The organism is Anaeromicrobium sediminis (assembly GCF_002270055.1).
Lineage (GTDB): Bacteria > Bacillota > Clostridia > Peptostreptococcales > Thermotaleaceae > Anaeromicrobium > Anaeromicrobium sediminis.
Genome location: NZ_NIBG01000013.1, coordinates 70,502 through 90,635, shown reverse-complemented (window position 1 = coordinate 90,635; position 20,134 = coordinate 70,502). Strand labels below are relative to the sequence as shown.

Sequence of the window (20,134 nt, the reverse complement as noted above, 5' to 3'; positions counted from 1 at the left end):
TGAAGTTCTAAAAAGATTGACTGGCTATTCATTATATGATAGAATATTAATCAAGAAAAGTTAATATTTTCAAAGCTTTTTAGGTACTACTATGTAGTTTAATAGGGAAGTTCGGTGTGAGTCCGACACAGCCCCCGCTACTGTAAAATGACCATGATTGTTTGAATATGCCACTGTGTATATGGGAAGGCCAAACAGTCCTAATGTCATAAGTCAGGAGACCTGCCTAATGATGTGTTTTGTACTACCTTCGGTGGGAAGGCGGGCATAAGTGGTAAGTTCTATTTGAATGGTATCTTATTAGCCCTGTCTTTTTAGACAGGGCTTTTTTAATCCAATTAAGTAGAAGTCTAGTTTTTTAAGTTTTTCCTCAAAAAATTTAAAAATCTTAAGTTTTTCCTCAAAAATTTTTTTCAGCTCCTCAATAGAAGGGGCTATTTTTTTTGCCTTATTTTTGAATAAATATTTCTGTAATCATTTTTCCACCTTTAGGCATTTCCTTTATTCCTATTCCCACATGGGTATAATACTTATTTAATATGCTTTCCTTATGTTCTTTAGATTCCATAAGGGCCTCATGGGTCTTTTTTACACTAGTATTATAACCAATATTTTCTCCAGCAGTTATGTACTTTATATTGAATTTATTTAACATATTAAAGGGACTTCCGTAAGTGGGAGAATAATGACTAAAGTAGTTATTATCGATCATGTCTTGGGATTTTAATCGAGCAACTTTAATTGAATTTTTATCTACTTTTAATGGGGTCAGTCCACGCTTTATTCTTTCACCATTTATATAACGCAGCATTTCATCTTCATTAGGAGTGGCTTTATAAGATTCTTGATCTAATACGGTATTTTCTATATGTGCCTCTGCACTAGATTTATCTATTATACCTAAATTATATTTATCAAGTTCTACTAAGTAATAATCTTTAGTCTCACCTACAACATTATATATATTGTCTTTGCTAGGTGTATTTAAAAAAGAAAGGGATAAATTTTTCTTTAAATCAGATTCTTTTACTATTTTTACCTTTTCTATCTTTCCCTTATTAAATATGGAAGAAGTCATGGGTTTTAACTGAGCCTTTTCCTTAGTATTACATGATATAAGAAGGGAAAGTGAAATTAGAATTAAAAAAAATTTACGCATAGTCTTCACCTCACATATATTTTTACCATTAGACTGTTAAAAAATTAAAATTTTTTCTATTTATAAAATAGGGATAAACTATTTCCAAACTAAAGGTATGTGAACTTACTTAGATCAGATAAATAAAAAATATTTTATTTTTTAGTATAAAAATATTATATATGGCTACAATATTAACACAGGATAATATTGTTTAAAAGTTCTTAAGGACTTTTAAATACACCTTATTCCCACCCACAACTCATCATAGGAAAGGGGCAGCCAAAGCTGTCCCTTTCTTATGTGGAAAAATAAAGTAGAAAATAATAAAAAGTTCCTAACTAATAATTTAGTTAGGAATTTTTGTTACACATAAAAAATAAATAATCGAATTATGGAGGATTTTGAAATAAAATGTCAAATTAGATAAGGGGAAGTTTAAAAAAATATGTAGTGGGTAAATCATATATAGAAATTAAATATTTGTAGATAAGAAAGTTAATATATTTACAAATTAGCAATAAATTGCTAAAATGTGAATATCATACGATTTTTAAAAAGGAGTAGATTATGGAACCAAAAAGCAAAGTTATAAGCATATTAATAATATTTCTCTTTATAAATGTGGGAGGAGTATTAGGCATAGTTCTGAGTCAATCACTCTTTGTTAATGGCTCTAATCCTCAAGAAGAAATTGTAGAAATAGTAGAAGATGTAGAAGAAGTTAAAGTAGAAGAAAAAATCCAAGAAGAAGTAGTAGTTATAAGTGAAGAAGACGTAATAAAAGATAGAGAAAGGACCACTGTGGAAGGTGCTTTTGAAAACTGGAAGAATATAATTGAATATGTTAATAGTAAGAGTATATCCTTTGATGATGGAGCAAAATATATAGGTAAAATAGCGTCAGATAGATATATGAGTTTTCTTCCTGATGGTTATACAATCCTTAGATTAAACCATATTAAAAAGAATCCTAAAAAGGGAATGTTAAAAGAAGTAAAGTATGAAAATATAAACTATAGGAATGAAAAGGTAGCCTATGTAAATGTGATAGAAGGATACGATAGCTTAAACTATGCCTATGTATTGAAATTTGTAAAGGAAGATGGTTGGAATTTTGCAGGGCAAATAGATCTTAAGGAACTTAATATTAAGGAGTAGTTAATGAAAAGAATTGGAATAACCATATTAATACTTATCATCCTAACTTCCAATGCCTTTGCCTATGGAAATAAAGGTACTATTAATATTGAAATTAAAGATGATAAAATACATGTTATGAAAGATGAAAATAATAAAATGGAAAAGATAATAAGCGAAGATATAGATTTAGATAGATTATATATTCCTATAGAGATTAAACGAGGAGAAAATGCAAAGTTTAGAATAACCTTTAATAAAAGTATAGATCCTCAAAACTTATACTTCCATAAGGAAGATATAGTAAACAATCCAAATTTTTATGTGGATATAAAACCAGATGAAGGTATAATCCTGATAGAAGGTTATGAGCTTAAAAAAAACTATAATTTATTAATTGAGTATGAAGAATATTTTAAGAATAAGTTAAATGAAGAATTAGTAGGGAAAAAGGCCAATATATTAGAACTTATTAAATATTATGAAGAAAAGAAATTTGAAGATTTTATAAATAAATCCAATAATATGGAATTAAATAATGACCAAGATGATGAGAGCCTAAAATTAAAATATATAGTAGAATATTACAATGGTAGGGTCTCTTATGAAATGAGAGATTACGAAAAAGCCATTGAGAATTTTAAAACTGGTGACATTATTGAGAACAGAAATATTTACTACAATACAATTGCCAATAAGGAATTAGGTAATATGGACAAGGCTCTAGTATATTTTAAGAAAGCGCTTAATGAAAATGACAAGAATGGAATTTACATATGGGCTAAAAAAGAGATTGAAAATCTTCCTGAAATATACAAAGAGAAATTGAGTGAAAAGGAAATTCATAAAAAACCTATTGAAAAAAATAAATTCTCATATAGAGGTTTCCTAATGATGAATTCAGGTATATTCATATTATTTTTAGTCCTTTATCACAATATAAAAAAAAGTTAATAAAAAAATTGTTGAAAAAAGCTGTGTCTAAGACACAGCTTTAAATTTTATAACATTATTTGAGCCAGTAAGCCTCCTGTTAAGAATGAAATTACGAAACTTCCAATCCATATAAGGGCCGATTCTGACATACTTCTTTCCTTGAAAACGACCATTATGGCAGCAATACAAGGTACAAACAAAGTAATGGTTACTAAAGAAATCACCGTTTGAAGTGGAGTTAATAAGCCAGCTTCTGATAGTGTATTAAGTCCAGCAGCTCCAAAGTCTCTACGTATAATTCCCATTATGAATGTTTGAGCAGTTTCCTTTGGTAACTTTAAGACCCCTTCGGTTATAGGAGCAACTGAATTCGTAATAACTTCCAAAGCTCCTGTGTATTGAAGAACTGTTATAATAATAGCTCCAAGAACAAATAATGGACCTGCCTCTAATAAGAACTGTTTAGACTTAATATATGTCTTTCTCAATACGTTTTGTAATATGGGGAATCTAATAGGTGGCAAATCTATTAAAAGATCTGTAGATTCACCAGGCATAATTTTGTTTAAAATTGTACCTGTAATTACAAAGACTCCTAAGATAGTCATACTGTATAGCATAACCATCTTTCCACCAAGGGGAGCTATAAGGCCTACAATAACTCCAAGTTGTGCAGAACATGGAATTGCAAGACCTAAAAGCATTGTGGCAATAAATCTTTCACGCTTTGAACCTAATAACCTTGTAGTAATAGTGGCCATTGTAACACAGCCAAAACCTAAAATCATAGGAATAATAGCCCTACCATTTAAACCTAAACTAGTTAAAACCCTATCTGTTAAAGCAGCAATTCTAGGTAAATAGCCGGAGTCTTCCATAATAGATAATATAAAATAAAAACCAACAACTAATGGTAATAAAAGTCCTAGTAGATATATGGGAGCCATAGTTAAAATACCAAATTCTCCAATTAATAATAGGCCCATAAAGCTAGTTTCTGATACAAAATTACCCATTAAATTCATTATAAAGTTATAGTAATACTCTCCCATTATAACTTCTTCTGTAATACCAACTATAGTTTGTGCAACAAATACACCTATTAACTGATACGTAATATATAAGGATAAACATAAAATAGGAATACCTGTAAGAGGTCTTAACATATATCTACCAAGCTTAGTTCTAAAGGAAGCTCCTTCATTAGTCTCAGATACTGTGTCCTTAACTAAATTATCAACCCTTTCACGTCTAATCTTATATATATGTTCCCTATAATTATATTTGTTTTCTAGGTTATTTCTACTACAGACATTTTCGTCCTCTTCTAATACTAATAAAGCTTCTGATTTAACACTTACCTTATCTATAACTTCATCTAAAAGATTATCTATACCTTTTATTTTGTTTCCAGTACAGGCTTTATGTAGAGATGTTTTTATAATATGAATACCTTGTTTTTTAGTGGCCGTAGTAGGAATTACTGGCACACCTAATTCTTTAGATAATTTATCTACATCTATACTCAATCCATTTCTTTCTACCTCATCCATCATATTTAGGGCAATTATCATTGGAATTCCCATATCTATAATTTGCTGTGTGAGGAATAGATCCCTTTCTAAGTGAACTGCATCAACCACATTTAGTATCATATCTGCATTTAATATAACATCCCTTGCAACACGTTCTTCATCATTAAAGGATGAAACACCATAAACCCCTGGCGTATCCATAACATAAAGGTCATTATATTTTCCACTACTGATATCTACTGTAGTTCCAGGAAAATTCGAAACATCTACATAGATACCTGTTAAAGCGTTGAAAAACACAGATTTACCTACGTTTGGATTTCCTACAAGTACAAGTTTTTTTCCATCATAGGGTATATCTAGACTAATTATATTATGACATGAACTCATTATTAACCTCCTTATTATATAAGCAAAATGACATTAAAAATTAATAAACTATAGATTAAACTATAGTTTTAATAGAAATTTTTTTTGCTAAATTTCTTCCAATAGCAATCTCTTGCATACGATTTTGTAATATTACAGGACCTGCTGGCAACTTTTCAGAACACAAAAGCTTTACACCTTTGTAGATACCAAGTCTTATGGCTTGAGCTCTAATAGATGCATCGGGGATATTTATGATTTCAACTATCTGTCCTTTATTGGCATAATCTAAATTCATTAAAAACCCTCCTTAATATGTAATAATTATTATTATCATAATATTTGTAGAAGAAGTGAAAATAATCCATATTTAACTATATTCTATAATAGTGCAAAAAATGAGAATGAAAGTCAACATAAAAGCTAAAAATATCCTACTGTTTTTGTCGGATATTTTTAGCCCTATAAATTAAGTACAATATTTAATTTAATAAGGAACATAATAGTTTAAGCTCCTATTTATTTGTTTGTAGACTATGACCCTATTAGAATTTTGTTTAAAGGCTTTATCTAAGGAAATGAAGGAAAATACCATATTGAATACCAGAAAAGTGAGAATTATTTTCTTATGCATTTCAAAACCCTCCTTATATTATTATATTTATTAAATTTCTAATATTATTTTTTTCCATATACAAAAAAATATTAAATTAAAATATAGAAGTATTTACAATTAAAAGAACCTAAGGAAAACAATTATAAATTTCCTGAATAATATAATAATTTTTTTAAAACAACTATAAAATTCTTGAAAATTGTGAAAAGATAAACGTAAAACAAAAGAAAGATAGATTATGATATAATTAAATAATCTTAATGTTTTTTGAAATTAGGGAGGCAAGCCAGTGAAAGTAAAGGATTATATAGATAGAGGGATTTGTTTAAGAGAACAAAATCTAAATGAAAATGTAATAAATATCTTTAAAGGAAGCGAAGAAGAATTTATTACAGTAACAGATAAAGAAAAGAAAGTGTTAGGTGTAATATTAAAAAATACCATATATGATATGTTAACAGATAATACACTTTCATTTGGCAGAATTGAAGATTGTATAATTTCTGATTTTAAAACTATTCAGGAAGATGACCCAGTAGAGAAAGTAATAAAGTATCTGAAAAAACCCATAATAGTGGTAGACATGGAGAAAAAATATAAGGGGAAAATAAATACAAAGAAGATTACAGAAGACTATCTAAGAACTCAACAATATTTAACTAATGAGTTTAATGCCATAATAGATTCTACCTATAATGGTATATTGGCCATAAATAGAGATCAAGAAATTGTAGTTTGCAATGATTCGGCAGAAAATATATTAGGATTAGAGGGACAAAAAAATATAGGAAGAAATATACAAGAAGTACTACAAGAGTGCAGATTAGTAAAGGTTTTGGAAAGTGGAAAAGGGGCACTAGGTAGGGAAAAGGTTCTTAATAATAGGAATTTGAGTATAAATACTACTCCTGTTGTTAAAGACGGTGAAATTGTAGGTGCTGTTGCAATTTTCCAAGATATAAGTAATTTAAGAAAGGTCAAAAAGGCCTTAGAAGCAGAAAAGAATGCAACAGAAGTCCTTAGGAATATTATAAATAATGCCTATGATGGCATTGTGGTAGTAAATAAAGATGGTTATATTACAATGATGAATGAACCCTATGCCCAATTCTTAGGAGTGGAGAGAAAAAAGGTAATAGGCAAACATGTTACAGAGGTAATAGAAGGTACTAGAGTCCATTTAGTGGCAAAAACGGGTAAAGAGGAATTTGGCCAAATTCAAAAGATTAGAGATAAGAATGTGGTAGTCATGAGAACTCCCATACTAAAAAAATCAAAGGTAATAGGAGCCATAGGGAAAATTCTCTTTAAAGATTTAAATGAGATAAATGTATTGGCTAGTAAGATTAGTCAAATAGAAAAGGAATTGAAATATTATAAGAATGCATTAAAGGAAGTTAGTGAGACAAAATATAGTTTTGATAATATTGTAGGTAAAAGTAATAAGCTCACAGAAACTAAATATCTAGCTCAAAAGGCTTGTCATACGAGCTCTAATGTATTAATAAGGGGAGAAAGTGGTACGGGGAAGGAATTATTTGCCCATGCCATCCATGGATCTAGTAAGAGGAACATGGGACCTTTCATTAAAGTAAATTGTGCTGCCATACCAGATGAACTTTTAGAGTCTGAGTTATTTGGATATGAGGAAGGGGCATTTACTGGAGCTAAAAAGGGTGGTAAAATAGGTAAATTTGAATTAGCCAATGGAGGAAGTATATTTTTAGATGAAATAGGGGATATGCCACAAAGTATGCAAGCTAAACTTCTTAGGGTTCTTCAAGAAAAGGAAGTAGAAAGAGTGGGAGGCACTAAGAGTATTAAATTAGATGTAAGAATTATAGCTGCAACTAATAGGGATCTAGAAGAAATGGTGAAAAATAACCAATTTAGAGAAGATTTATATTATAGATTGAATGTTATGAGTATAAATGTTCCTGCTTTAAGGGATAGAATTGAAGATTTAGATCATTTGGTTGAATATCTATTGTTTAAATTATCAAAGAGGGTAGGAAACTATGTGTCTGGAATTTCTAAGGAAGCCATAAAATGGTTAAAAACTTATTCTTGGCCAGGAAATGTGAGAGAATTAGAAAATGTGTTAGAAAGGGCAATAAACCTAGTTGATTATGGTAAAAAGATTGAAATAGAAAATTTACCAATGCATATTACCAATATGGATAGGGGCTTAAGTACAATGAAAGAGGATAAACCCCTTAGAAAGATTTTAGATGAAGCCGAGAAGGAAGCCATACTAAAATGTCTAAAAAAAGTAGGTGGAAATAGGACTAAAGCAGCTAAAATCCTGGATATAAGTAGATCTAGCCTTTATGAAAAATTATGGAGATATGGAATAAATTAACAAAAATATATATAACAGAAGGAATTATACTTTAAATGTAGAATTTCTTTATCATAAGAAGAGAATTCCTCTTTTTAAGTCCGAATTGCAAAATTGGGCCATAAATTGGCCCAAATTTTTTTGTTTAATAAAAGTGACGGCTATAAATTTATAGCCGTCACTTTTATTAAAATGTAGTTATAGATGGATTGATTTCATATATAACGTCTTTTCTCTCTACAATTAATTTTATTTTCTCACATAAGTCCTTATCTGACTTAATCTTTGTCAATAATTCCTTTGTTGGATTTATGGCTATGGGATTACCAACCATTTTAAACATAGAGTAATCTCCATTAGTATCTCCATAGGAATAACTTCTAGATAAATCTATGTCATATTTTTTAGTGAAATCTAAAATTGCATTCTTTTTATTATCTGCATCCCACATTTGATTGATTTCACCTGTGAAATTACCATTATCATCAACTATATAGTTTGTGCCCCTATAATCTGTGGCATAATACTTTTGAGCCATTTTGGAAACTAAATATTCAGGACTTCCTGATATAAATATTACTTTATGACCTTGCTTCCTATGCCAATCAATACGAGACCTAGTATATCTATATACCCTATCTCCCTTTAATTTTATTACCTGATTAGATATAAACTCCATATGCTCTTGATTTAATCCTTTCATGGAATTTAAGTATATATTGGCGATTTCTAGTAGGTAATCGTCATAATTTCCTTGTCTCTTATCCCAGTTAGAATAAGTTTCCTTAGCATGAGTGTGCCATAGGGAAGCATCTATTACTTCATATTTTAACAGTTTTTTAAAGTGTTCTACCATTAAAGAATCTCTATACAATGTGCCATCTATATCTAAAAAAGCTCCAATATTCATAATATCCCTCCTTTTTTGTTTTAACCTTTTAATAAGCGTGAAATCATATTAAAAACTATAAGAACTTATTTAGTATAATTTCATAATATGCTATAGGGCTTAAATTTAACACAATTTTTTAATAACTATATTAGGAATTAAATTATAAAAAAATATAACGAAAAATAAGATTAAAATTATTACAATAATAAATGAAAGTTTGAAATAAGTCAATAAGAAATAACTATAAAACTTAGGAATTGTAATAATCAACCCTGCACTATTATTTTACACAATAATACAAATTTGAATAAAAATGTAAAATATTATAAAATAAAGGAAGATGATATAAATGGCAAGGACGTGAATTGATGAAAAAATTAAGTTCTAAAATTGTACTAGCCATAGTGCCTGCTATGATATTACTTTTCTTTTTTTCTTTGGTTACAATAATTAAAAGTACAAAGGCTATGGATTATCAAATAAACAAAGAACTAAAGTATTTGACAACAGGTACCCAGTCTGAATTTAATAATATACTCAGCATAAATGAAACAATAGTAGATTCTTTGGCTAACGTGGCTTTAACAGAGTTTGAAGTTGAAAAATTTAATAAGGAAGAAGCTTATTTAGATGGATATACGAAGTTTTTAGATGAATATGTAAAAAATATGATTACAAATGATCTAAGGACAAAAGGGGTATATTTTACTGTAAATCCTAAATTGAAAAATCGCATATATGAAGTATGGTATGTGGATAAAAATTCTAATGGGATATTTAAAAAACAAGAAGAATCTAGTGATTATATATTGGGTTTTAGAGAAGATAATAAAGAAATGGCCTGGTATTATGATGCCTTAAAATCTAAAGATGGAGTGTGGATAGATCTTTATAAAAGTAATTCATCAAAGAAGGAAACTATCTCTTACACAAGGGCAGTGTATAAGGACAACCTATTAATTGGAGTAGCTGGTGTAGACATTGAATTAGATCAAATGAAGCAAGTCATTGAATGTAGAGAGTGTTTTAAAAATACATATGCTTTAATAATAGATGAAAATAATAAAATAATAATGGGTAATGAAAGTGTTGTATCTGTAGATACACCTAGATTAAAGGAGTGGATCATATCAAATTTAGAATATGTTCATGAAGAACATGGGATACCATCTAATTATAAAATAAAAAATAATTATATTAAAGTAACTAACTCTAAGCTTAAAAATGGATGGAACCTTGTATGCGTAATAAATAAATATGATTTAGTAAAATCGGTTAATGATTTAAATAAGCTTATTTTCATATTTGCAATAATTTGTAGTATATTTATGTTTATATCTTGTAAATCTATAGCAAAAGAAGTTACTATCCCTATAGATAATGCTATTAAAGAATTAAAGCATATGGAAACGGGAAATTTTGATAGAACCATACCGATAGAGTTAATTGAGAGAAATGATGATTTAGGTACCTTCATAAGATCTGTAAATTCCATGCAAAATATTATAAAAGACCTAATAGAACAATTAAATGTTAGAAGTTTACCTGCTGAGGTTGAAATACATAGAAATGAGTTAGCATATGTTCTGGATGATATTATAAAAAGTGCTAAGGATGAAGCACGGAATAAGGATACCTTAGTAGAGAAGATGGAGAGTGAAAAAACTAAAAATGAATTTTTTGCAAACTTATCCCATGAGCTGAAAACTCCACTTAACATAATATTTTCATCCATACAATTATTAGATAGCTATGATGAGAGAATAATTAAGCCTTCTGCTAAAAAGCACTTAAGGAATATTAGACAAAATGCTTATAGGCTTTTAAAGATAATAAATAATATTATAGATATAAGCATATTAGAAGCCAATGCTATGGATTTGAATTTAAGAAATGAAAATTTAGTAGAAGTCATAGAAAATATAACCTTGTCTACAGCAAACTATGCGGAAGAAAAAAATAAAAGCATAGTATTTGATACTAATGTGGAAGAAAAAATAATGGCTGTAGATTCAGATAAAATAGAAAGAATAATATTAAATCTATTATCTAATGCCATTAAATTTACAAACGAAGGAGATAATATATTCGTAGATATTAAGGATGAGGAAGATCAAGTAATGATTACGGTGAAAGATACTGGAGTAGGAATTGAGAAGAGTAAGAAAGAAAAAATATTTAACAGATTTACAAAGGCAGATACTTCCTTAAATAGAAACGCAGAGGGAAGTGGAATTGGCCTTTCCTTAGTAAAATCTTTGGTAGAATTACATGAAGGTAGTATAGGTGTAGAAAGCGAATATGGACGGGGAACTAAATTCATCATAATACTACCATTTAACCAAATTGAAGAAACTTCTGAGGGTAAGGACATAATAATTAAAGATGATAAAATAGACAAATTAAGTATAGAGTTTTCTGATATATATTCATATAATAAGAGATAAGCTAAAAAAACGGTTACTTAAAGTAACCGTTTTTTTATTTAATTATATCTACAAAATTCTTAATAATTTTAGCTGTGATTCCCCAGATTATGTGATCTTTATACTTATAAAAGTAAACGGGATATGTGCCCATTCTCCACTTATAGTCCTTTCCTCCAGGAACTAGATCATGGGGGAATTTTTCGTCCGTATAAACTTTTATATGGGTGTTATAGGTATCTGGCGTATTATCTAAAAAAAACTTCAGGGGAACACTGAATATATTAGATACTTCATCTTTGCTATAAGAAATATCTTTTATATTCTTATTGATTTTACCCAAAAACGGATAAATAGTTAAGTTATAAGGAAGAACTAATGTATCTACTTCTCCTATTAAATCCATAGAATCTATGGGGATGTTTAACTCTTCCATTGTTTCACGAAGAGCACATTCCTTATAAGATTCGTTTTTCTCAACCTTACCACCAGGGAAACATATTTCATTGGGCTGTACTTTTAAGTTGCTAGACCTTACTTCAAAGAGGACATGTAGTTCATTATCCACTTGAATAAGGGGGATTAAAACAGCAAATTCCCTATGAATCCCCTCTATTTTAGAGGGTCTATTTTTAATTGTATTAATTATTTGTTTTAAATCCATATTGTCACCTTCTTTATGTATAAAAATGTCCTGTTCATGTTAATAATATCATAAAAAGTGTATATAGGAGGAAAAAATATGGACAATTTAAGTGTGCTTAGTATACATGTGGATCATCGCACAGATTCAGTACCAAGGGTACAAGAAATTCTAACTGAAAATGGAGATATGATTGTAGGGAGATTTGGTATCCATGATCCTAAAGAGGTAAACCACGGGTTAATCACCCTAAATCTGAGGGCAAATATGAACAGAATAAATACCATGATGGATGAATTAAATGGTTTAGAGGGTATTAAAACTAATCATATGAACATTTAACATGAAAAAGGAAGTAACTAAATATTTAGTTACTTCCTTATTGTTTCCAAAGAAAAAATTTTTACTTACAATCTAATTTTTTCTGTTATAATCCTATAAACAGATTGGTTTAATCGTTCTTCTGATATAATTCCCGTTTCTATGGCTTCTTTTATGGATTTCAAAGCTAAATTTTGTTTATTAAGGGTATGGCATACTAAGAAAATATCCATACCACCATTAAAGGACCTTACAATGGCCTTTTTATAGGCTTCATCATTAGAGGCATATCCTTTCATTTCCGTATCATCTGTTATGGCTATTCCATTAAAGTTAAGCTCATTTCTTAGGAGGTCATTAACTATTATGTTAGACTGGCTAGCTGGCAAATTACTAGGGTCTATTTTAGGAAGACTTATGTGACCAACCATTATTACATTTAATCCCTCAGATATTAGATTAGTAAATGGAAGAATATCCTTTTCTAATAATTCCTCTTTCGTATAATATATGTAAGGTAAATTTTTATGAGAATCTACTATGGTGTTTCCGTGTCCTGGAAAGTGCTTTCCTACAGGAATTATACCTTCATCCCTTAACCCTCTATAAAAGGCTTCTCCATGCTTAGAAACAGTAGAAGCAGAGCTACCAAAGGTTCTATTATATAATAAGGTGTTTTTTTTAGTATTAACCATATCTAAAACTGGCGCAAAATCCATATTAATTCCCACTTCTCTTAGGGTAGAGCCTATTTCTGATCCAGTCCTATGAGTTTCATTTGTGTTGTCCATAATCCCTAATTGTCTATGGGATTTAAAAGTAGTATTAGGAATTCTAGCGACGGATCCTCCTTCTTCATCTATAGAGAAAAAGAGGGGGAGAGCACTAGGATTAGCTTTCTTTAATATATTAATACTTTCCTTCAATTGAGTAGTATTGTCCACATTTCTTTGAAAAAATATAATACCACCTATATGATGATTTTCTATAAATGATAATATTTCAGCACTAGGAGATAAACCATCATATCCAAATATAAACAACTGACCTATTTTTTCATCTAGAGTCATACTATTTAATATTTCCAAGTTAGGGTCTATTTCAATATATTCCTTTTCTTCTTGCTTATTCTGTGAGGGGATTTTATTCTCAGTTTTAGGAGTGCAACTAATTAGTATGATGCTAACTACTAATAAAAATATTATTCTTCTCATGATAAATCTCCTTTCGCTAGATTAATATATTATGTATATATAAATACAAAACAATAGACTAGCAGTAATAGTGTACCACTAGTCCATTGTTTTAACAATGTAAATTAATTTTCCTTGTAATTTTACTCATTTGTCTCTTTGAGAGTAGTCTTAGATCCTTGACAATATAAAACGGGAACCACAAACATAAATCCAACACCAGGTTGATGTATTTGGTCAAGTAAATTACCCACTTCTTTAACTGCCTTATCAAGAGTCTCCTTTTCCTTAATAACACTAATTATAGTTTTATTATAAGGTTTGTGTCCATCGATTAACTTTCTTATACTAGAAAAGATGGGAACATCGATTTGATGTTCTAATAATACCTTTCCCATGCCCACACTATCTATTGTGGTAGCACCAACTCCCAGGTCATAAAAAATATTATGAACCTTGTCTAACTTACTTACATCATTAAGGATTAAAAAAAGTGCATACATGGTGATCACCCCTTTTTCATATGTTAGCTTCTTTAGCTTTAATTATAGCATTTTTTGTGGCTAATGGTCCTATAATTTCTGTAATTATTGTGGTAGCCAATAAAATAGTTATTACTAAAGAACCCAAAGGAGAACCATCAAACTCCCTACTAACAACTATTGCTAATCCTACCGCAACTCCCACTTGTGATAATAAACCATAGCCAATATATTTTTTTACCACATTAGAGGCGTTAGATAATATACCTCCAAGGCAAGCACCGCCTATTTTACCTACCATTCTAAATACTAAATAAGCTACTCCTAAGTATCCTATACTAGGTATTAAAGATAGATTGAGTCTTGCACCTGCAAGGGTGAAGAATATTGCTACTATTGGAGGGGCAAAGTCTTCAATAGACTCAAAAGCACGTCTACTATTAGCAGTAATATTAGTTAGCATAATACCTAAAGACATACAAGATAGTAATGGTGATAAATGATACTTAGTTGCAATACCAACCATTAATAAAAGAGAGCCTACAATGAATGGTAATAACTCTGTACTTCTTTTAGATATTTTAATAAGTAATGCTAAAACTATTCCTAAAATTCCACCAACTAATACGGAAAGGAAAATCTCCATTAGTGGATTTACTAAGACTTTATATAGAGTTAATGATTCGTGGTTAATAAATACCTTTGCTATAGATGATGCAATGGCGTAGATCATAAGACATATAGCATCATCAATGGCTACCACACCTAAAAGGGTACTAGTAAGTGGACCCTTGGCATTGTATTCTTTAAGAACCATTACTGTGGCAGCAGGTGCTGTAGCAGATGAAACAGCTCCTAAAATTAAAGCTACAGATATGTCTTTTGTTATGAAGTATGTTACACTTCCTACTAATAGGAATGCACCAAAGGCTTCACAAAATGCTATTACAAAAATTGATTTTCCCAGTTGTTTTATTACGGATAAGTTAAGTTCACTACCTATGTTGAAGGCTATAATTCCTAGAGCAAAATCACTTATGAAAGATAATTTATCTATTACTTCTGCGGTTACAATGTTAAAACCAGAAGTACCAAGTAAAAGTCCAGCAATAATATAGCCTGCTACAGCGGGAACTTTAAACCTATTCATTAGTTTACCAAATAAAATTCCAAAAATAATTGCCAAACCAGATACAATAAATAAGTTCATAATACATGCCTCCCTTTGTTAATCAGACTTAAAAGAACAAATACTATACTACTCCTCTTACTTACATATGTAAAACGGCGTTTTTGTTAATAGAAACATAAAAGAAACTAATTAAATTTAAATTTCTAAAATTTCTCCAGTAATCTTATCCAATCTCATTATTTCGCCGTCTTACGACCTTAAGCATAATATTGAGTAAAAAAAATAAAAAAAAATTTCTACATATTGAAATGAAAAGGTTTTCATTAGATAAGTGTATGGATTTATACTTATGTAAAATAAAAAGAAGCATTAGGAATTCCTAATGCTTCTTAAATAATTAGTTTGCTTTTTTCATAGTATCTTTTTCAGCGTATTTCTTTAATCTAACTTTTGGCTCCGATGGTAATCCAAATAATGGAACAAGTCTGTCTAATCCTGTTAAAGTTAAAACTAACATTGAAATTACAGCTACCATAGCCATGAAGTTGTATCTAATAATATCCATTGCAACAAATTGATGTAATGGATAAACTGCAGATGCAATACCTACATAGAATCCAATGTATACGTGCCATGGAATTAATTGAGATCCAAATACACCTAATGCGTCTCCAAATGTTGCATTTCTAAGTCTTAATTTGTACATATCTTCTTCACTAGCTTCAACGTTATCGTCTGTTAAAGACTTTATGATAGGTCCAATAGTTACTATTTGAGCCATTTCATCTGCTAAAGCTGCATTTCCTAAAATAGATAGTACACCATTTGCAAACATAAGTTGTCTTACACTTCTTACAGATTTTGAGATTAAGTTAGATAATGGTTGGAATGCCTTAATTCTAGCCATTATACCACCAAAGGCAGCTACCCACATCATCATAACAATTACCCAGCTACCAGCACCTTCAAAACCAGCATACATTAAATCTAAGAATTCAGATACATTTCCTAAAGTTCCAGCCATTAAACCGAATACTAAAGAAGAGATAATTCCAAGTCCTAGACAAGCAAGAGTTGGTAAACCTTTGATTGCGACTACTAAAACTAATAGTAGTGGAATTATCATGTAAGTTGGAACTCCATCTTGTACTTGGTTAAGTAGAGTTACTGCAGAAGCTCTCTTTTCTGCTAGTACTTCCCATACTTCCTGTGGAATTTCCTTGATTGCATCAGCTGCATTAGCTGTAGTATCAGGTAAGCCCATAGCTACACTAGTACCAAATATTAAAGCTCCAGCTACCACTAAACATAATAATGACCACACACCTTGATGCTTGATTCTATGGATAACTTCTACACGTTGGATACCAGAACTTACAACTGTAGTATCAGAAATAAGTCCAATGTTATCACCAAAACAAGCTCCACCAGCGATAGAAGCTACAGTAAGTAAAACGTTTCCATCAACTATATGGTTTAACCATAAGAATATTGGAGCACATGCTGCGAAGGTTCCCCATGAAGTACCTGTAGCAACGGATAATATAGAAGTTACTATAAAACCAGTTACTGCTACTGTTTTTGCAGTCATACCTAAACCTAATGCAAGGTTTATGATAGAAGCACCCACACCCGTTGCCATAAATGCTTCAGCCATTGCATAAGCTGCCATTAGAATAAAGAATACCAATTGCATTTCCTTAACATTTTCAACTGCACAGTCAACTATTTCTTCGAATTTCAATCTTTCAGTAATTACTGCTATTAGGGCTGCATACACTGTAGACAAAGGTGCCGCAAGTAATGCATCCATACCAGAAATCATTAGTCCAGCCATAACAAAGACTGGCGAAATTTTCAATAATGCCATCATTTAAAAAAGTCCCCCTTGAAAAAAAATTTTTCTTTAAAAATTTTAAAAAAATGTTTAAGTTTGTTAAAAAATGTCTAAACTTGTTAAAAAGGTGTGTTTAAAAAGATGAAATATGTCGACTGGTATCCTTCACCATCCCATTATAGCATGTTTTACTAAAATTTAAAATATTTAATTGACTTATGTGCATGGACTTATTTTAATATTGTTACTAAAATCACAAAATATTCATATACGAGCTACAAACTTTCTCAAGACATAACTTTAGCCCTGTAAAGTACTTTGGTTAAGGCTTTTGTATTATTAGAAATATTGTGGAACTATTAAAGAAACTGACAAAACTATAATAAGTTACATGGGAATTTGCATATACATATAGGGAGGGGAGGGAGACAAATGTTATCACCCAGTTTAGAAGATTATTTGGAAGAAATATACAATTTATCTAAAGCTAATAATCTAATTAGAGTTAGAGATATAGGAAATAGATTAAATGTTTCTTCTCCATCCGTAGTAAAAGCTCTAATAAAACTTAATAATGAAGGCTATGTGGAATATAAAAAATATCATGAAATTTTATTAACAAAAGAAGGAGAGAGATTAGGAGAATTATTAGTTAGGAGAAATAAAATATTACAAGAGTTTTTAAAAGTTATAAATAGTGATTGTAATAAGGAAAAGGAAGCAGAAGCAATGGAACACTACTTATCATCTCCTACCATTAAGGCCATAGAGAAGTTTGTAGAATTTATGAAAAAGGAGAAAGATATAACTGAAAAATTCAAAAAATATTGTGATAGTATAGATGAATTTCATTGGAGTGAAGAAATAGATAAAAATGCTGAGATAAAAGAATAATATAAAAGTAAAAGTTCAGTCATTATGACTGAACTTTTACTTTTATATAAGTTAACTTAGAATAAAATATGAGCAACTTGAGTTACGATGAAACAAGTTATTATAGCTATAGTGGTAGGAATTAGGGTTGCAACCATAGTCCATTTCACACTACCGCATTCCTTTTTCATAGTCCAAAGGGTAGTGCCGCAGGGGAAATGGAGTAGAGAAAATAGCATAACATTTAAAGCCGTAAGTGTAGTCCAGCCATTAGCTCTAAACAAATCTCCCATGGCCTGTAAGCTATCTAATTCTAACATGGCTCCTTCTGACATGTAACTCATAATAAGTATGGGAAGTACTATTTCATTGGCAGGAAGACCTAAAATAAATGCCATTAATATGAAACCGTCTAAGCCTATTAATCTTGCAAAGGGATCTAAGTTTGATGCAAATAGGGCAAGAATACTTTGATCACCCACATTAATATTGGCTAAAATCCAAGTTACAAGGCCTGCTGGTATGGCCACAACTATGGCCCTTGATAAAACAAAGATAGTTCTATCTATGAGGGATGTATATATTATGTGGCCTATTTTAGGCTTTCTGTAAGATGGTAATTCTAAGGTAAATGAAGAAGGAACTCCCTTTAGCATAGTTTTAGACAAGCCCCAAGATACTAACAAGGTAATGAGAATTCCAATCACAACTAAGAATGCTACAAAGAATGATGCAAATAGAGAACTATAAGTACTTGATACTACGGCACCTATGAATATGCTGGAAATCATAATGAGTGTAGGAAATCTGCCGTTACATGGAACAAAGTTATTTGTTATCATTGCTATTAGCCTTTCACGAGGTGAGTCTATTATTCTACAAGCTATTATACCTGCCGCATTACAACCAAATCCCATAGTCATGGTAAGGGCCTGCTTTCCATGGGCACCAGCCTTTTTAAAGAGGCGATCTAGGTTAAATGCAACTCGAGGTAAATATCCTAAATCTTCTAATAAAGTGAAACAAGGGAAGAAGATAGCCATTGGTGGCAACATTACAGAAACAACCCAAGCTAGAGTTCTATATACACCTAATACTAAAATTCCATGGAGCCAATTTGGAGCATTAAGATACATAAATACATTTGTAATTTTATCTTCTATAAAGAAAAACATATCAGCAAGGATAGAAGAAGGTACGTTAGCGCCTGCTATAGTAATCCAAAATATTAGGCCCAATAGGATGAACATTATGGGATAACCAGTGAATTTAGAAGTAAATAAATTATCTAATCGTGTATCTAGCATATATTGTTTAGATGAATTTTTAGAGACTGTTACCTCTGATATTTCTTCTGCTTTGTGATAGATACTTTTTACCATGTCATCACGAAGGTCTTCCTTGTCTAAGTCTAAATCATTTTGAAGACATTCAAAAATTTTACATGGGTTACTACAATTTTTACACTTGAAATTATCCACTACAGCTTACCTCCTTATAATTTTCACAATGTAATAATAAAAAGTTCATAATGGAATCTAATATTTTTTTATCTCCTTCAAGGACTTTCAAAGAAACCCACCGTGGATTTAACAAATTACCTACTACCATTTGGACTTCTGGTAATATTTCACATATGGCATCTTCCACTTCCTTGGTATAGATAACAGAAACAGGGGTAGATTTTAGGGTACCATTACATAAGGCAAATATTGCTTCTTTTAAATCTTCTAATCCTTCATCCTTTAAGGCAGTGGTCGGCACTACAGGAATTCCTAGGGATTTTTCCAGTGCTTCTATATCTATTGTAATTCCTTTTCTAAAGGCTTCATCCATTAAATTTAAGCATAATATTACATTGTCAGTAAGCTCATTAATTTGTAAGGCTAAGTTAAGATTTCTTTCTAAACAGGTGGCATCTGCCACTATTACAGTTACATGGGGTTTTCCAAAACATATGAAATCCCTTGCTATTTCTTCTTCTGCTGAATTAGACATTAATGAGTATGTTCCTGGTAAATCTACAAGGGTAAAGTTAGTGTTTTTATGAGAATAAATTCCTCTAGCATTAGATACGGTTTTTCCTGGCCAGTTGCCTGTATGTTGGTTAAGTCCAGTTAAAGCGTTAAAAACTGTACTTTTACCCACATTAGGATTGCCAGCCAGAGCTATTATGAAGCCATCATTATTAGAAAAATGTATATTAAATTGATCTTCTAACAAATTACGACCAGTAGACTCTCGAGTAAGGCCCATTATT

17 protein-coding genes and 1 riboswitch are annotated in these 20,134 nt (G+C 30.5%); of the genes, 6 read left to right on the top strand and 11 right to left on the bottom strand.

Annotated elements, in window-relative coordinates:
• Window positions 1–64: 64 nt before the first annotated feature.
• Window positions 65–244, top strand: a riboswitch (cobalamin riboswitch).
• A gap of 204 nt (window positions 245–448) precedes the next feature.
• The gene (locus tag CCE28_RS14365) at window positions 449–1,159 is read right to left on the bottom strand and encodes a CAP domain-containing protein (RefSeq protein ID WP_095134424.1); all 711 of its coding nucleotides are present in this window, start codon (window positions 1,157–1,159) and stop codon (window positions 449–451) included.
• A 549-nt stretch (window positions 1,160–1,708) separates the two neighbouring features.
• Here CCE28_RS14365 and CCE28_RS14360 point away from each other — a divergent pair.
• Both CCE28_RS14360 and CCE28_RS14355 read left to right on the top strand, forming a co-directional pair.
• The gene (locus CCE28_RS14360; protein WP_095134423.1) at window positions 1,709–2,299 is read left to right on the top strand and encodes a hypothetical protein; all 591 of its coding nucleotides are present in this window, start codon (window positions 1,709–1,711) and stop codon (window positions 2,297–2,299) included.
• A 3-nt stretch (window positions 2,300–2,302) separates the two neighbouring features.
• On the top strand, window positions 2,303–3,232 hold the full coding sequence (locus CCE28_RS14355) for a hypothetical protein (protein WP_095134422.1): 930 nt from the start codon (window positions 2,303–2,305) through the stop codon (window positions 3,230–3,232).
• Between the two features lie 47 nt (window positions 3,233–3,279).
• Here CCE28_RS14355 and feoB read toward each other — a convergent pair whose 3' ends face one another.
• Window positions 3,280–5,139, bottom strand: a complete 1,860-nt coding sequence (feoB, locus tag CCE28_RS14350; protein ID WP_095134421.1) for a ferrous iron transport protein B — start codon at window positions 5,137–5,139, stop codon at window positions 3,280–3,282.
• Between the two features lie 55 nt (window positions 5,140–5,194).
• A complete protein-coding gene (locus tag CCE28_RS14345; RefSeq protein WP_095134420.1) occupies window positions 5,195–5,416 on the bottom strand; it encodes a FeoA family protein in 222 nt (73 codons plus the stop codon).
• A gap of 607 nt (window positions 5,417–6,023) precedes the next feature.
• Between CCE28_RS14345 and CCE28_RS14340 the strand changes: the two genes are divergently transcribed.
• On the top strand, window positions 6,024–8,096 hold the full coding sequence (locus CCE28_RS14340; RefSeq protein WP_242972987.1) for a sigma 54-interacting transcriptional regulator: 2,073 nt from the start codon (window positions 6,024–6,026) through the stop codon (window positions 8,094–8,096).
• Window positions 8,097–8,262: 166 nt separating this feature from the next.
• Here the strand turns inward: CCE28_RS14340 and CCE28_RS14335 are convergent, their stop codons facing one another.
• Window positions 8,263–8,988, bottom strand: a complete 726-nt coding sequence (locus CCE28_RS14335; RefSeq protein ID WP_095134419.1) for an HAD family hydrolase — start codon at window positions 8,986–8,988, stop codon at window positions 8,263–8,265.
• A 347-nt stretch (window positions 8,989–9,335) separates the two neighbouring features.
• Here CCE28_RS14335 and CCE28_RS14330 point away from each other — a divergent pair, with 347 nt between their 5' ends.
• Window positions 9,336–11,414, top strand: a complete 2,079-nt coding sequence (locus CCE28_RS14330; RefSeq protein ID WP_095134418.1) for an ATP-binding protein — start codon at window positions 9,336–9,338, stop codon at window positions 11,412–11,414.
• Between the two features lie 34 nt (window positions 11,415–11,448).
• Here the strand turns inward: CCE28_RS14330 and CCE28_RS14325 are convergent, their stop codons facing one another.
• Window positions 11,449–12,057 carry an NUDIX hydrolase gene (locus tag CCE28_RS14325; protein ID WP_095134417.1) on the bottom strand — a complete coding sequence of 203 codons (609 nt, stop codon included), beginning with the start codon at window positions 12,055–12,057 and terminating at the stop codon, window positions 11,449–11,451.
• Window positions 12,058–12,135: 78 nt separating this feature from the next.
• Here CCE28_RS14325 and CCE28_RS14320 point away from each other — a divergent pair, with 78 nt between their 5' ends.
• Window positions 12,136–12,378 (top strand): hypothetical protein, encoded by a 243-nt coding sequence (locus CCE28_RS14320; protein ID WP_095134416.1) that lies wholly within the window; start codon window positions 12,136–12,138, stop codon window positions 12,376–12,378.
• Between the two features lie 65 nt (window positions 12,379–12,443).
• On the opposite strand, the gene CCE28_RS14315 is transcribed toward CCE28_RS14320, so the two are convergent.
• From CCE28_RS14315 to CCE28_RS14300, 4 genes are all read right to left on the bottom strand, one after another.
• Window positions 12,444–13,571 (bottom strand): glycoside hydrolase family 3 N-terminal domain-containing protein, encoded by a 1,128-nt coding sequence (locus tag CCE28_RS14315; protein ID WP_095134415.1) that lies wholly within the window; start codon window positions 13,569–13,571, stop codon window positions 12,444–12,446.
• Between the two features lie 122 nt (window positions 13,572–13,693).
• On the bottom strand, window positions 13,694–14,053 hold the full coding sequence (locus CCE28_RS14310; protein ID WP_095134414.1) for a hypothetical protein: 360 nt from the start codon (window positions 14,051–14,053) through the stop codon (window positions 13,694–13,696).
• A 16-nt stretch (window positions 14,054–14,069) separates the two neighbouring features.
• A complete protein-coding gene (locus CCE28_RS14305) occupies window positions 14,070–15,242 on the bottom strand; it encodes a cation:proton antiporter (protein ID WP_095134413.1) in 1,173 nt (390 codons plus the stop codon).
• Window positions 15,243–15,561: 319 nt separating this feature from the next.
• Window positions 15,562–17,037: a Na+/H+ antiporter NhaC family protein gene (locus tag CCE28_RS14300; RefSeq protein WP_095134412.1), complete on the bottom strand. Its 1,476-nt coding sequence runs from the start codon at window positions 17,035–17,037 to the stop codon at window positions 15,562–15,564.
• A gap of 396 nt (window positions 17,038–17,433) precedes the next feature.
• Here CCE28_RS14300 and CCE28_RS14295 point away from each other — a divergent pair, with 396 nt between their 5' ends.
• Window positions 17,434–17,895 carry a metal-dependent transcriptional regulator gene (locus CCE28_RS14295; protein WP_095134411.1) on the top strand — a complete coding sequence of 154 codons (462 nt, stop codon included), beginning with the start codon at window positions 17,434–17,436 and terminating at the stop codon, window positions 17,893–17,895.
• Window positions 17,896–17,951: 56 nt separating this feature from the next.
• On the opposite strand, the gene CCE28_RS22870 is transcribed toward CCE28_RS14295, so the two are convergent.
• Together CCE28_RS22870 and CCE28_RS22865 are read right to left on the bottom strand one after the other, a co-directional pair.
• A complete protein-coding gene (locus CCE28_RS22870; protein ID WP_330396860.1) occupies window positions 17,952–19,355 on the bottom strand; it encodes a nucleoside recognition domain-containing protein in 1,404 nt (467 codons plus the stop codon).
• Entirely contained in the window at window positions 19,348–20,130 is a 783-nt protein-coding gene (locus CCE28_RS22865) for a FeoB small GTPase domain-containing protein (protein ID WP_095134410.1), read from the bottom strand. The genes CCE28_RS22870 and CCE28_RS22865 overlap by 8 nt, the downstream gene beginning before the upstream one ends.
• Between the last annotated feature and the right edge of the window lie 4 nt (window positions 20,131–20,134).

Excerpts from the sequence above, each read along its gene's own strand:
- CCE28_RS14360 (WP_095134423.1), top strand. The coding sequence starts at position 1,709 with ATGGAACCAAAAAGCAAAGTTATAAGCATATTAATAATATTTCTCTTT.
- CCE28_RS14325 (WP_095134417.1), bottom strand. The coding sequence starts at position 12,057 with ATGGATTTAAAACAAATAATTAATACAATTAAAAATAGACCCTCTAAA.
- CCE28_RS14355 (WP_095134422.1), top strand. The coding sequence starts at position 2,303 with ATGAAAAGAATTGGAATAACCATATTAATACTTATCATCCTAACTTCC.
- CCE28_RS14300 (WP_095134412.1), bottom strand. The coding sequence starts at position 17,037 with ATGATGGCATTATTGAAAATTTCGCCAGTCTTTGTTATGGCTGGACTA.
- CCE28_RS14345 (WP_095134420.1), bottom strand. The coding sequence starts at position 5,416 with ATGAATTTAGATTATGCCAATAAAGGACAGATAGTTGAAATCATAAAT.
- feoB (WP_095134421.1), bottom strand. The coding sequence starts at position 5,139 with ATGAGTTCATGTCATAATATAATTAGTCTAGATATACCCTATGATGGA.
- CCE28_RS14295 (WP_095134411.1), top strand. The coding sequence starts at position 17,434 with ATGTTATCACCCAGTTTAGAAGATTATTTGGAAGAAATATACAATTTA.
- CCE28_RS14315 (WP_095134415.1), bottom strand. The coding sequence starts at position 13,571 with ATGAGAAGAATAATATTTTTATTAGTAGTTAGCATCATACTAATTAGT.
- CCE28_RS22865 (WP_095134410.1), bottom strand. The coding sequence starts at position 20,130 with ATGGGCCTTACTCGAGAGTCTACTGGTCGTAATTTGTTAGAAGATCAA.
- CCE28_RS14365 (WP_095134424.1), bottom strand. The coding sequence starts at position 1,159 with ATGCGTAAATTTTTTTTAATTCTAATTTCACTTTCCCTTCTTATATCA.
- CCE28_RS14320 (WP_095134416.1), top strand. The coding sequence starts at position 12,136 with ATGGACAATTTAAGTGTGCTTAGTATACATGTGGATCATCGCACAGAT.
- CCE28_RS14305 (WP_095134413.1), bottom strand. The coding sequence starts at position 15,242 with ATGAACTTATTTATTGTATCTGGTTTGGCAATTATTTTTGGAATTTTA.
- CCE28_RS14330 (WP_095134418.1), top strand. The coding sequence starts at position 9,336 with ATGAAAAAATTAAGTTCTAAAATTGTACTAGCCATAGTGCCTGCTATG.
- CCE28_RS14310 (WP_095134414.1), bottom strand. The coding sequence starts at position 14,053 with ATGTATGCACTTTTTTTAATCCTTAATGATGTAAGTAAGTTAGACAAG.